This is a genomic window from Streptomyces sp. NPDC090106, from assembly GCF_044747265.1.
Taxonomy (GTDB): Bacteria; Actinomycetota; Actinomycetes; order Streptomycetales; family Streptomycetaceae; genus Streptomyces.
In genome coordinates this window covers 371,251-382,648 of sequence record NZ_JBIVDS010000008.1, presented here as the reverse complement: position 1 = coordinate 382,648, position 11,398 = coordinate 371,251, and the positions used below count along the sequence as shown (strand labels likewise).

Sequence of the window (11,398 nt, the reverse complement as noted above, 5' to 3'; positions counted from 1 at the left end):
GACGGCTGTCGACTGACGGCTGTCGACTGGCGGCTCGCTGCTTGCGGCCGGCTGTCGCGGGTCGACGGCTCAGGCGGCGGCGTAGCGGTTGGCGGGGCGGGCCAGGCCGAGCAGGCCGCGCAGGGTGTCGGCCTCGTAGGCGGTGCGGAAGGCGTCGCGGCGCTGGAGTTCGGGGACCAGGCCGCGGGTGATCGCGGGGAGGTCGTGGCCGAGGACGGCGGGCCTCAGCCGGAAGCCGGACAGTCCGGCCTCCTGCAACTCCTGTAGCAGGTCGCTCAGTTGGGCGGGGCTTCCGGCGAAGATGCGGGCGTCGCTCTCGTACGGCTCGCCGGCCAGGTCGTCGAGGCGGTCGCGGCGGGCCGTGGCCGCGGCCGGGTCGCCGTCGAGGTGGACGACGAGGTCGCCGAAGACGTGCAGGGGCTGTCCGGCGCGGCCGGCGCTCTCCTGCTCGGCGCGGATCTCCGCGACGATCGCGCGGGCGTGCTCGGCGTCGCGCGGGGTGACGAAGCCGACGTCGGCCTGGCGGGCCACCAGCCGGTAGGGGACGGTCTGGTGGGCGAGGGCCGTGACGAGGGGCTGGCCCTGCGGCGGGCGCGGGGTGATGGAGGGGCCCTTGACGCTGAACCGGCTGCCCTGGAAGTCGATGTAGTGCAGTTTGTCGCGGTCGATGAAGCGGCCGGTGGCGGTGTCGCGGATCTCCGCGTCGTCCTCCCAGCTGTCCCAGAGGCGGCGGACGGCCTCGACGTAGTCGGCGGCCTCGTCGAACAGGTCGGCGACCTCCGGGCCGTCGTAGTCCTCGATGACCGGGATGGTGCGGCGGCCGAAGTGGTCGGCCTCGTTCGGGCGGGCGGTGATCTGGGCCCGGACTCCGGCGCGGCCGGTGCTGACGTAGTCGAGGGTGGCGATCGCCTTCGACAGGTGGAAGGGCTCGGTGTGCGTGACGACGCCCGTCGGGACCAGGCCGATGTGCCGGGTCAGCGGGGCGATGCGGGCGGCGAGGAGCACGGCGTCGAGGCGTCCGCGGACCTGGTCGGTGCGGCCGTCGAGCGCGAAGGGACGGGAGGACTGGAGGCCGAGGCCGTCCTCGAAGGTCACGAAGTCGAGCAGACCGCGCTCGGCCTCGGCGACCTGGTCGGCCCAGTAGGCGGCGGTGAACAGGTCGTTGGGGCGGGCGACCGGCTCGCGCCAGGACGCCGGGTGCCAGCCGGTGCCGTCGAGCGCGACGGCGAGGTGCAGCGGGGAAGAAGGGGACACGAGGGGTGCCTTCCTGGAGTTCCGTACGAGATCGCCGTCCGGCACCGTGCTCGCGGGGTGCGGCGGCGCGGTGGCGGGGTGCGGCGGAGTGACTGATCAGAGGCGAGGGGGCAGCGACGACGGGCCGCGCGGGGCGGGTCGGGGACGTCCGGTCAGCGGCGACAGAGGGCGCCGGCGACACGCTGGAGGTCGATGTGCAGCCGCAGGAAGGGAGTGCACATGCCGTCCCCGCCTCCCTCGCTCCGTGGCGCACGCCTCGTCGTGACTCACAACGCCACGGGTCCGGCGTCTGTTCCGGGTGTGCGCACCTGGAGGATGGTCGTGCGGCGGCGCGGGGTGAAGCCGATCGACTCGTAGAGCCGGATCGCGGTCGCGTTGTCGGCGGCGGCGTGCAGGAACGGGGTCTCGCCGCGCTCCCTGATACCGGCGGCGACCGCGCGCACCAGCCGGGTGCCGAGGCCCCGGCCGCGGTGGGCCGGGTCGGTGCAGACGGCGCTGATCTCGGTCCAGCCGGGCAGCCGCAGCCGCTCCCCGGCGAGCGCGATCAGCTTGCCCCGGTGCCGGATGCCGAGGTAGGTGCCGAGGTGGACGGTGCGGGCCAGGAAGGGTCCGGGCCGGGTGCGGGCGACGAGGTCCAGGATCTCCGGTACGTCGCCCGCGCCGAGCCGTACGGCCTCCGGGGCGGGCTCGGCGCGCAGCCCGGTGTCGACGAGCTGCACGCCCCGGCCGCCGCCGGTGACGTCCCATCCTTCGGGTACGGCCTCGACTCCCTTGACCCGTACGGTCGCCGACGGTCCGGCGAGGGTGTGCAGGTCGGCCCAGGCCGCCGGGTCGGCCGGGTCGGCGAGCGCGGCGAACGCGTACACGTCCGCCGGGTAGCGCGCCGCCCGGCCCACCCGTTCGGCGAACCCGGCGTGCGGGCCGTCGAGCGCGGCCCACACGGGGTTGTCCAGCAGGCGGGAGCCGAGGTCGATCTGGTGGGCCACGACGGCCTTTCGGGTGGGAGCGGTCGGGTTCGGCCGGGAGACGTCCGCGGCTGTCGCGGCGTCGGTGACGGTTCGCTGCTCAGGAGTTGGTGAGCGGCAGGCCGGGCGGGTTGACCTCGGACTTCTCGACCGCCTCGCCGGAGAGGTTCCAGGCCTTGAGCCACTTGGCGTACTGGCCGTTGTCGATGAGGTGGTTGATGGCCGCGGCGAGCGGCTCGGCGAGGCCGCTGTCCTTCTTCGCGGTGGCGGCGATCAGTCCCTGGAGGGACTCGCCCGCGCCGGAGTACTGGCCGGCGATCCGGGTCGCCTGGGGCGTGTTCGCGGTCTTCGCGGCGTGGTAGGCGAGGTTGGGGCTCGGGCCGAGGTAGGCGTCGATCTTGCCGCTGTTGAGGGCCAGATAGAGGCTGTTGGTCTCCTGGAAGTACTTGACGGTGAGGTCCTTGCCCTCCTTCTCCAGCTTGGCCTTCCACTCCAGGAGGAGCTTCTCCTGGTTGGTGCCGTTGCCGACGGAGACCGTCTTGCCGGCGAGCGTCTCGTAGTCGCCGTCGAAGTCCCAGGTGTCGTCCTTCTTCACCTCGAAGGCGAGGTCGTCCCTGCGGTAGGAGGCGAACTCGTACTTCTGCTTGCGCTCCTCGGTGTCGGTGACGTTGGAGAAGGCCACGTTCACCTTGCCGCTGTCGAGGCCGATGAAGAGGTTCTCCCAAGTGGAGCGCCGTACCTCGGGCTTGAGGCCGAGGACGGCGGCGACGAGTCTGCCGAGGTCGATCTCGGAGCCGGTGAGGGTCTTCTGGTCGCTGCCGATGAAGCCGAGCGGCGGGCTGCCGGAGGGCAGGGTGCCGGAGCCGATGACGAGCGTGCCGCTCTTCTTGACGTCGTCCGGCAGCAGGGCGCTGATCGACTTGACCTCGGCGACCTTGAGCTCGGTCTCGGTGGCGGCACCGTTGGACAGTCGCCCCACGGTGACCGAGCCGGCGGTGTCGGTGGTGGTGGCGGCGTCGCTCTCGCCCCCGCAGGCGGCGAGCCCGGTGGCGAGGGTGGCGACGGCGGTCGCCGCGGTGATGCCGCGTATCAGGCTGCGTCGGGTCAGGTGCGTGGGCATGGCTGTCCTTGTCGTGTGACGGGAGAGGAGGAAAGAGACGGGAAGGAAGGGGGTGTTCAGAGGACCTTGCTGAGGAAGTCCCGGGTCCGTTCGTGCTGCGGCCTGTCCAGCACCTCGGCGGGCGGGCCCTGTTCGACGATCTTTCCGCCGTCGATGAAGACGACCCGGTCGGCGATCTCGCGGGCGAACCCGATCTCGTGGGTGACGATGACGAGGGTGGTGCCACTCTTCGCCAAGTCCTTGATGACGGCGAGGACTTCACCCACGAGTTCCGGGTCCAGGGCGGAGGTGGGCTCGTCGAAGAGGATGACGCCGGGCCGCAGCGCCAGGGCGCGGGCGATGGCGACGCGCTGCTGCTGTCCGCCGGAGAGCTGGCGCGGGTAGGCGGTCTCCTTGTCGGCGAGGCCGACCCGGTCCAGGAGTTCACGGGCGAGCCGATGGGCCTCGTCCCGGTCGAGCTTGCCGGTCGCCACCGGTGCCGCGGCGACGTTCTCCAGCACGGTCAGGTGCGGGAAGAGATTGAAGTTCTGGAAGACGAAGCCGATGTTGCCGCGCTGGGCGAGGATGGCCCGCTCGCTGAGTTCCTTGAGGTGGTCGCCCTGTTTGCGTACGCCGATCAGCTCGCCGTTGACGCTGACGTACCCGATCTCGGGCTTCTCCAGGTGGTTGACGACCCGGAGCAGGGTGGACTTGCCGGAACCGGAGGGGCCGAGGATGACGGTGACCTCGCCGGCCCGGACGGTCAGGTCGACACCGTCCAGGACCCGGTGGGAGCCGTACCACTTGTGCACGTCGTGGACCTCGACGGCGGCGGGCACGATCTGGAGGGTCTCGGCGGTCACAGGGCGGCCTCCTTGCGGACACGGGCACGCAGGTCGCTCACCGCGGTGCGCAGCTTCTGCAGCGGGGTCGGCGGCAGGGTGCGGGTGGCGCCCCGGGCGAAGTACCGCTCGACGTAGAACTGGACGACGGAGACGACCGTGGTGAGGATCAGGTACCAGACGGTGACGACGAGCAGGAGCGGCACGATGTCGCCGGGGTAGGTGGCGCCCATGGTCTGGGCGGCGCCGAACAGGTCGAGCAGGGACACGTAGAACACCAGTGAGGTGGCCTTGACCAGGTCGATGAGCTGGTTGACGTAGTTGGGCGTGATGGAGCGCAGGGCCTGCGGGAAGACGACCTTGCGGAACTGGTAGCCCTTGGGGAGTCCGAGTGCGGCGGCGGCCTCGTGCTGGCCCTGGTCGACGGAGAGGATGCCGCCGCGGACCGCCTCGGCCGCGTACGCCGCCTGGTTCAGGCTCAGTCCGACGACGGCGACGACGATGTCGGTGGCGAGCCGGGACTCGTCGAAGGTGAAGAAGGCCGGCCCGAAGGGGACACCCACGCTGAGCGTCTGGTACAGGGCGCTGAAGTTGTAGAGGAAGAGCAGGATGACGATCAGCGGGATGGAGCGGAACGTCCAGACGTAGATCCAGCTGACCGCCCGCAGCACGGGGCTCTTCGAGAGCCGGCCCAGCGCGAGCAGGATGCCGCCGAGGAGACCGAGCACCGCGCTGTAGGCGGTGACTTCGAGCGTGATGAGCAGTCCGTCGAGGATCGTCGGCCGCAGGAACCAGTAGCCGAACCTGTCCCACTGGTAGAAGGGGTTGGAGACCAGTCCGTGCACGAACTGGGCCGCGAGGACCAGGACGACGGCGGTGGCGATCCACCGGCCGGGGCGGCGCAGGGGCAGAACTCGCTGTGCGGCCAGGGGTGGTGACGGGGCGTCGGCGGCGGTCGGCGGTGCCTCGGTGAGGGACACGGCGGCGCCTGGGGGTTCGCTCATGGAAGGGCTCCGGCGGAAGTCGGATTCCCCGGGTACGGCGAACGAGGCACGTCATGCCGGTGGAGGCATGACACGCGAGGACGCACGGGCACCGGGGCTTGGCGGACAACGGCACACCGCTAGGGCGGTGTTCGTCTTCGGGGCGGGGCTGAGGAGGTGGAGAGGTCAGCCCCGACAGCGGGCGCGGCCCGGTGCGGTACACAGTGCGCTGTTCACGCGGAGCAGATCGACGGCCCGGTCGGCGACGAGCAGGTCCACGTACGGCCGTACGCAGCCGTCGGAGCGGCGCGGGGCCGTCCTGGGGGCTGCGTACATGTCCGTCACCGTGTCTTCCGGCCCGTCGGGCCCTCGCGCTTACCGATATGTCGTCGGTCCGGTCGTCACCTGGGGCACCCCACCGCGGAGCGAGGGTTGCCGGTCAGCTAGCCAGGGCTTGTCGCTGACACTCATGACCGTTCTGGGGCGTAAGTAAAGACACGCGCCCGAACGGATGTCAACGCCGTTCCACCACGTGGGCGGTGTGCGCGGCCCAGTCGAGGATCTGCACGGCCGATCCGGCGGCCTCGAGGCCCCGGCAGTGGGCGTGGTGACGGCGGGCGATGCCGTCGAGGTCGAGGTGGGAGCCGAACGCCGGGTGGGCGGCCAGGCGGCGGGCGTAGGACCACAGTTCGGGGTGGTCGGCGATGCGCTGCACGGCGGAGGCGTCGAGGTGGTGGCGGTGCACGGTGTCGAGCTGGACGAGCGTGGCCCACAACTCGACGTCGGCGGCGGTGATCTGATCCCGGATCAGGTACTCCCGGCCGAGGAGCCATCGCTCCAGCGACCCCAGGGTCTCCAGCAGCCGGTCGAGGGCGGCGGTGTCGCCGTGCGCCGCCGATCCGGCGTCCTGGGCGGCCTGTTCGATGCCGTGCGCGCACAGCCGCTCGACGGCCTCGGTCTCCGACTCCGAGCCGCACGGGTACAGGGCCGCCCGTCCGGCGCCGAAGTGCCGGGCCAGGTCGCGGGTGATGTCCGGGGCGTGGGTGCTGACGATCCGCCCCGACCAGGCGTCGCTGAGCACCGGCCCGACGGCGGCGCCCTTGTACCGGTGGGCGCTCGCCTCGTACAGCGGGCGCAGCGCCGAGTGCCCCCCGTCGGGACAGTCGGGGACGGCGTCGAGGTACGTCACGGGACAGTCGTCGGCCAGGTCGAGGAGGTGGTGCACGACGGCGATGCGCAGCCCGTCGGCACAGGCGGGGGTCAGATGGAGCCGGTAGCGGCGCGGCACGGCGTAGTGCCCGCTGCGGGCGTCCCGGCCGATCCGGCCCCGGAACGCGGGCCCGGCGGGCTGCGTCGTGGAGGCAGGGGCGAGCGGTGTGACGGACATGGGTCTTCTCCGGAGGTGGGCGCGCGGACGTACGCGCGGCGGTAGCGACGTCGGGCCGGACAGGAGGTGCCCCAGGGCCGAAAGCGGCTCAGGTGCCGAACGGCGGGGGTGACCGGGGAACGGGCGGCAGGTTCAGCCGCGCACGCCGATCGCGCTGCAGACGCGCTGCAGGTCGATGTGGCGGCGGGAGGTGAGAAGGGGCGACCGTCCGCACGTACGGCTCACTCGGCCGACAGCCGGTTCAAGGCGCCCCATGTTTCCCTACCTGTTCACTAGGATTCCCTATGGAGTGTCGATCGGGCCCGTGCGCACGTCAAGAGGGCGTCCACCCACTGAGTACGGCCGTCCACAGCCGGACGTCCGCACGCCCCCGGGAAGAGGGCCGTGCGGACGTCCGGGAAGAGGGGCCGGCCACGTCAGACGGCGGGCTCCGCGACCCCGGCGGGGGCGTGGGCGAGGTCGTAGGCGCTCTCCTTGTGCAGGTGCACGTCGACGCCCTCCCGCTCGACCTCGGGGCGCACCCGGAGGCCGATCGTCCTGTCGAGGACCTGGGCGATGACCCAGGTCACGGCGAAGGAGTAGGCGAGGACGGCGAAGGCGCCGACCGCCTGCTTCCCGAGCAGGCCCAGGCCACCGCCGTACAGGAGGCCGTCGACGCCGTTGGGGGCGTCGGCGGTGGCGAGCAGCCCGACGAGGAGGGTGCCGGTGAGACCGCCGACGAGGTGGATGCCGACGACGTCGAGCGAGTCGTCGTAGCCGAACCGGTACTTCAGGCCGACGGCGAGGGCGCAGACCGCGCCGCCGATCGCGCCGAGCAGCAGCGCGCCCAGCGGCGAGACGGCGCCGCAGGACGGGGTGATGGCGACGAGTCCGGCGATGGCGCCGGAGGCGGCACCGAGGCTGGTGGAGTGGCCGTCGCGCACCTTCTCGACGACGAGCCAGCCGAGCATCGCGGAACAGGTGGCGGCGAGGGTGTTGAGGACGACGACGGAGGCGGCGTTGGAGGAGGTGAGCGCGGAGCCGCCGTTGAAGCCGAACCAGCCGAACCAGAGCAGGCCCGCGCCGAGCATGACGAGCGGCAGGTTGTGCGGGCGCTCCTTGTTCTCCTGCCAGCCGATCCGCTTGCCGAGGACGAGGATCATCGCGAGGGCCGCCGCGCCGGAGTTGATGTGGACGGCCGTGCCGCCCGCGAAGTCGACGGCACCGAGCCGGTTGACGATCCAGCCGCCGACGACGTCGTCCCCGTCGAAGGCGAACACCCAGTGGGCGACGGGGAGATAGACGAGGGTCACCCAGATCCCGGTGAACGCCATCCACGCGCCGAACTTGATGCGGTCCGAGATGGCCCCGCAGATCAGGGCGGCGGTCAGCGCCGCGAACAGGGCCTGGAAGGCGGCGAAGACGGAGAGCGGGATGACGGCCTTCGGGTCGTCGGCGATGACTCCCTTCAGGCCGAGGTACTCGGTGACGTCGCCGAGGAGGCCGGCGCCGCCGATCGAGTCGCCGAAGGCGGCCGAGTAGCCGTAGACGACCCAGATGCAGCCGACCAGGGCCACGGCGCCGAACGTCATCATGATCATGTTGAGGACGCTCTTGGCGGCGACCATGCCGCCGTAGAAGAGGGCGAGTCCCGGCACCATCAGACAGACGAGTGCCGTGCTCGCGAGCATCCAGGCGGTACTTCCGGTGTCCATACGCACGCTCCGCGATGAGGTCGAACCGAGGTGAACGATGTTTCACCGCAGTAGACCTAACGTGCGTTACGGGACAGCTCCATGGCTGATTAAAGCCGGGTTTCGGCAGGGGAGTTCAGTGGTGCGGGCTGTCGCCGAAGGCCGTCACCGTGAGGAAGCGGATGGGGAGTTCGACCAGCCGCTCGGGGCCGTGCGGGGCCTCCCCGTCGAACTGGAGGGCGTCGCCCGGGTTCAGGGTGTAGCTGGACTTGCCGTGGCCGTAGACCATGACGCCTTCGAGCATGTAGAGGAGTTCGGTGCCCGCGTGCTGGAACAGCGGGAACACCTCGCTGCGCTCGGTCAGGGTGACGAGCAGGGCGTCCATCCGCTTGTGGGTGCCGCGCAGGGAGCCGAGCTGCGCGTACTCGTGGCCGACGCGGGTGCCGCGGCGGACGATCCGGGCGCCGTGCCCGGCCGGCACGAACACCGCCTCGCGTTCGTCGTCCAGGCCGCGGAACAGCGCCGTGACGGGCACGTCGAGACCGCGCGCGAGCCGGGAGAGCGTGGTGAGGCTGCACGCGGTCTGGGCGTTCTCGATCTTCGAGAGCATGGCCTTGGAGATGCCGACGCGCTGCGCCATCTCGCCGACGGAGGCGCCGGCCGCCTGCCGGTACTCGCGGACCCGGACGGCGATGATGCGCTCCAGCGCCTTGTCGTCGACGTCGCCGGTGTCGTCGTCGAAGTCCTCGCCGCCCACGGGATGCTCGCTCACCGGCGCATCCTAGCCCGCGCCTCCCAGCCGGAAGCGGGGGTGGGCCTCGGCGCGGCCGGTCGCCAGATCCGCCGCCATGGCCCCGATCAGCGGGGCGAACTTGGCGCCGTGACCCGAGCACGCGGAGACGACGACGAACGGCCCCTCCCGGTCGAGGACGAAGTCCTCCTTCTCGGTGCTGGTGTAGAGGCAGGTCGCCTCGGCGACCGGGACGGGGTCGAGGCCGGGCAGCGTCGCGCGGACGAAATCGCTGACGCGGGCGCGGGATGCGGGGTCGACGACCCCGCTGCGGGCGCGGGCCGTGGTGGGGGTGCCCCGGTCGTGCTCGGCGATCTTCATCGCGGGCGCGGGACCGCCGTCACCGCCGGACGGCAGGCCGTAGACCATCATCGACGGGTCCTTGGAGACCAGGGTCGGCCACCGCGCGCCCGGGTCGCGCTGGCGGAAGTGGAACACCTGCTGCTGGGTGACCTTCAACTCCGGCAGCTTGAAAGGCAGTTCGAACTCCGGCAGCCACGCCCCGGCGGCGAGGACGACCGCGTCGGCGACCAGCGGCGCACGGCTCCCGCCGAACCGCAGCCGGGCCCGCCCGTCCCCGAGGACCTCCACGCCCTCGACCCGGACGCCGAGGACCGCGTCCGCGCCGTGCTCGATCGCCCGGCGCACACAGGCGGCGACGGTCTCGTCGGGGTCCACCACGCCGGCGTCGGGGTGGTGCAGCACCTGCCCGTGGAACCGGATGCCGGGCCAGCGCTCGGCCGCGGCCTCGGCACCGAGCAGTTCGTACGGCACCCCGGCCCGCGCCAGCAGACCCGCCAGCGCCTCCGGGTCGCGCCCCTCCCCCAGGTCGAGGCCGCCTGTGGTGCGCAGCAGGGGGGTCGAGCTGTCGTGCTCCAGCTCGCGCCACTGCTCGTGGGCCTCGCCGGTGAGCCGGACGTACAGCTCGTCCTCGTAGGCCCGGCGGAAGATGCGGGAACTTCCGTGCGAGCTGCCTCGCTTGTGGCCGATGTCGTACGCCTCGACGAGCGTGACCTCATGGCCCTGCCGGGCCAGCTGCCAGGCGGTGGCGGCGCCCATCAGTCCGGCGCCCACGACGGCGATCACAGTGCCTCCCCAGGGATCCAGTTCGTGCCCGCGAGCGGGACGCGGGCCATGGCGGCGGACTCGATCGTAAGCGCCACCAGGTCCTCGGGCTCGAGATGCAGCAGGTGGGCCTTGCCACAGGCGCGGGCGAGGGTCTGCGCCTCCATCGTCATCACGCGCAGGAAGTTGGCCAGCCGCCGCCCGCCCTCGACGGGGTCCAGCCGGGCGGCGAGTTCCGGATCCTGGGTGGAGATCCCGGCGGGGTCGCGGCCGTCCTGGTAGTCGTCGAAGTAGCCGGCGGCCGAGCCCAGCGCACGGTACTCGGCGTCGTGGCGGGGGTGGTTGTCGCCGAGCGCGATGAGCGCGGCGGTGCCGATCGCGACCGCGTCCGCGCCCAGCGCCAGCGCCTTGGCCATGTCGGCGCCGCCCCGGATGCCGCCGGAGACGACGAGCTGGACCTCCCGGTGCACGCCCAGGTCCTGGAGGGCGCGCACGGCCTGCGGCAGGGCGGCGAGGGTGGGGATGCCGACGTGCTCGATGAACACGTCCTGGGTGGCGGCCGTGCCGCCCTGCATGCCGTCGACGACCACGACGTCGGCGCCCGCGTGCACGGCGAGCTTCACGTCGTAGTACGTGCGGGTCGCGCCGACCTTCACATAGACGGGCTTCTCCCAGTCGGTGATCTCGCGGAGCTCCAGGATCTTGATGGCGAGGTCGTCGGGGCCGGTCCAGTCGGGGTGCCGGCAGGCGCTGCGCTGGTCGACGCCGACGGGCAGCGTCCGCATGCCGGCGACCCGTTCGGTGACCTTCTGCCCCAGCAGCATGCCTCCGCCGCCGGGTTTGGCGCCCTGCCCGAGGACGACCTCGATGGCGTCGGCGGCGCGCAGGTCGTCGGGGTTCATGCCGTAACGGGACGGCAGGTACTGGTAGACGAGGTGCCGGGAGTGGCCGCGCTCCTCGGGGGTCATCCCGCCGTCGCCGGTGGTGGTGGAGGTGCCGACCTGGCTGGCACCCCGGCCGAGGGCCTCCTTGGCCTGGGCGGACAGCGCCCCGAAACTCATCCCGGCGATCGTGACGGGCGTGGCGAGCCGCAGCGGGTTCTTCGCGTGCCGGGTGCCCAGGACCACCTCGGTGTCGCAGCGCTCGCGGTAACCCTCCAGTGGATAGCGGGACATGGAGGCGCCGAGCAGCAGCAGGTCGTCGAAGTGCGGCAGCCTGCGCTTGGCGCCCCAGCCGCGGATGTCGTAGACGCCGGTCTCGGCGGCGCGCTGGATGGCGTGGATGGTGGCGCGGTCGTAGGTCGCGGACTCGCGCAGACCGTGGGATGCGGGTTCCATGGG

The 11,398-nt window shown here is 72.0% G+C and carries 13 protein-coding genes and 1 riboswitch; all 13 genes read right to left on the bottom strand.

Annotated elements, in window-relative coordinates:
• Positions 1-69 precede the first annotated feature (69 nt).
• Positions 70-1,254 carry an LLM class flavin-dependent oxidoreductase gene (locus ACIPSE_RS26860; RefSeq protein ID WP_401666877.1) on the bottom strand — a complete coding sequence of 395 codons (1,185 nt, stop codon included), beginning with the start codon at positions 1,252-1,254 and terminating at the stop codon, positions 70-72.
• A gap of 152 nt (positions 1,255-1,406) precedes the next feature.
• Positions 1,407-1,475, bottom strand: coding sequence for a putative leader peptide (locus ACIPSE_RS26855; RefSeq protein WP_401667269.1), 69 nt, complete (start codon positions 1,473-1,475; stop codon positions 1,407-1,409).
• Between the two features lie 45 nt (positions 1,476-1,520).
• Positions 1,521-2,240, bottom strand: coding sequence for a GNAT family N-acetyltransferase (locus tag ACIPSE_RS26850; RefSeq protein ID WP_401666874.1), 720 nt, complete (start codon positions 2,238-2,240; stop codon positions 1,521-1,523).
• A 79-nt stretch (positions 2,241-2,319) separates the two neighbouring features.
• A complete protein-coding gene (locus ACIPSE_RS26845; protein ID WP_401666872.1) occupies positions 2,320-3,339 on the bottom strand; it encodes an ABC transporter substrate-binding protein in 1,020 nt (339 codons plus the stop codon).
• A 56-nt stretch (positions 3,340-3,395) separates the two neighbouring features.
• Positions 3,396-4,181 (bottom strand): amino acid ABC transporter ATP-binding protein, encoded by a 786-nt coding sequence (locus ACIPSE_RS26840; protein ID WP_401666870.1) that lies wholly within the window; start codon positions 4,179-4,181, stop codon positions 3,396-3,398.
• Entirely contained in the window at positions 4,178-5,164 is a 987-nt protein-coding gene (locus ACIPSE_RS26835) for an amino acid ABC transporter permease (RefSeq protein ID WP_401666868.1), read from the bottom strand. Before ACIPSE_RS26835 ends, ACIPSE_RS26840 begins: the two co-directional genes overlap by 4 nt.
• A gap of 165 nt (positions 5,165-5,329) precedes the next feature.
• Positions 5,330-5,479: a hypothetical protein gene (locus ACIPSE_RS26830; RefSeq protein WP_401666866.1), complete on the bottom strand. Its 150-nt coding sequence runs from the start codon at positions 5,477-5,479 to the stop codon at positions 5,330-5,332.
• A 30-nt stretch (positions 5,480-5,509) separates the two neighbouring features.
• A riboswitch (SAM riboswitch) is annotated at positions 5,510-5,618 on the bottom strand.
• A gap of 39 nt (positions 5,619-5,657) precedes the next feature.
• Entirely contained in the window at positions 5,658-6,530 is an 873-nt protein-coding gene (locus ACIPSE_RS26825; protein ID WP_401666864.1) for a glutathione S-transferase C-terminal domain-containing protein, read from the bottom strand.
• A gap of 132 nt (positions 6,531-6,662) precedes the next feature.
• Positions 6,663-6,785, bottom strand: a complete 123-nt coding sequence (locus tag ACIPSE_RS26820) for a putative leader peptide (protein WP_401666862.1) — start codon at positions 6,783-6,785, stop codon at positions 6,663-6,665.
• Between the two features lie 161 nt (positions 6,786-6,946).
• Positions 6,947-8,224: an ammonium transporter gene (locus tag ACIPSE_RS26815; protein ID WP_401666860.1), complete on the bottom strand. Its 1,278-nt coding sequence runs from the start codon at positions 8,222-8,224 to the stop codon at positions 6,947-6,949.
• A 115-nt stretch (positions 8,225-8,339) separates the two neighbouring features.
• The gene (locus ACIPSE_RS26810) at positions 8,340-8,975 is read right to left on the bottom strand and encodes a helix-turn-helix domain-containing protein (RefSeq protein WP_401666858.1); all 636 of its coding nucleotides are present in this window, start codon (positions 8,973-8,975) and stop codon (positions 8,340-8,342) included.
• A 9-nt stretch (positions 8,976-8,984) separates the two neighbouring features.
• Positions 8,985-10,079, bottom strand: a complete 1,095-nt coding sequence (locus tag ACIPSE_RS26805; protein ID WP_401666855.1) for an FAD-dependent oxidoreductase — start codon at positions 10,077-10,079, stop codon at positions 8,985-8,987.
• Entirely contained in the window at positions 10,076-11,395 is a 1,320-nt protein-coding gene (locus tag ACIPSE_RS26800; protein WP_401666852.1) for an FMN-binding glutamate synthase family protein, read from the bottom strand. Before ACIPSE_RS26800 ends, ACIPSE_RS26805 begins: the two co-directional genes overlap by 4 nt.
• Positions 11,396-11,398: the final 3 nt, after the last annotated feature.

Bases quoted from the DNA above. Each gene is read 5' to 3' on its own strand.
- ACIPSE_RS26845 (WP_401666872.1), bottom strand. From the start codon at position 3,339: ATGCCCACGCACCTGACCCGACGCAGCCTGATACGCGGCATCACCGCG.
- ACIPSE_RS26835 (WP_401666868.1), bottom strand. From the start codon at position 5,164: ATGAGCGAACCCCCAGGCGCCGCCGTGTCCCTCACCGAGGCACCGCCG.
- ACIPSE_RS26830 (WP_401666866.1), bottom strand. From the start codon at position 5,479: ATGTACGCAGCCCCCAGGACGGCCCCGCGCCGCTCCGACGGCTGCGTA.
- ACIPSE_RS26825 (WP_401666864.1), bottom strand. From the start codon at position 6,530: ATGTCCGTCACACCGCTCGCCCCTGCCTCCACGACGCAGCCCGCCGGG.
- ACIPSE_RS26820 (WP_401666862.1), bottom strand. From the start codon at position 6,785: ATGGGGCGCCTTGAACCGGCTGTCGGCCGAGTGAGCCGTACGTGCGGA.
- ACIPSE_RS26815 (WP_401666860.1), bottom strand. From the start codon at position 8,224: ATGGACACCGGAAGTACCGCCTGGATGCTCGCGAGCACGGCACTCGTC.
- ACIPSE_RS26800 (WP_401666852.1), bottom strand. From the start codon at position 11,395: ATGGAACCCGCATCCCACGGTCTGCGCGAGTCCGCGACCTACGACCGC.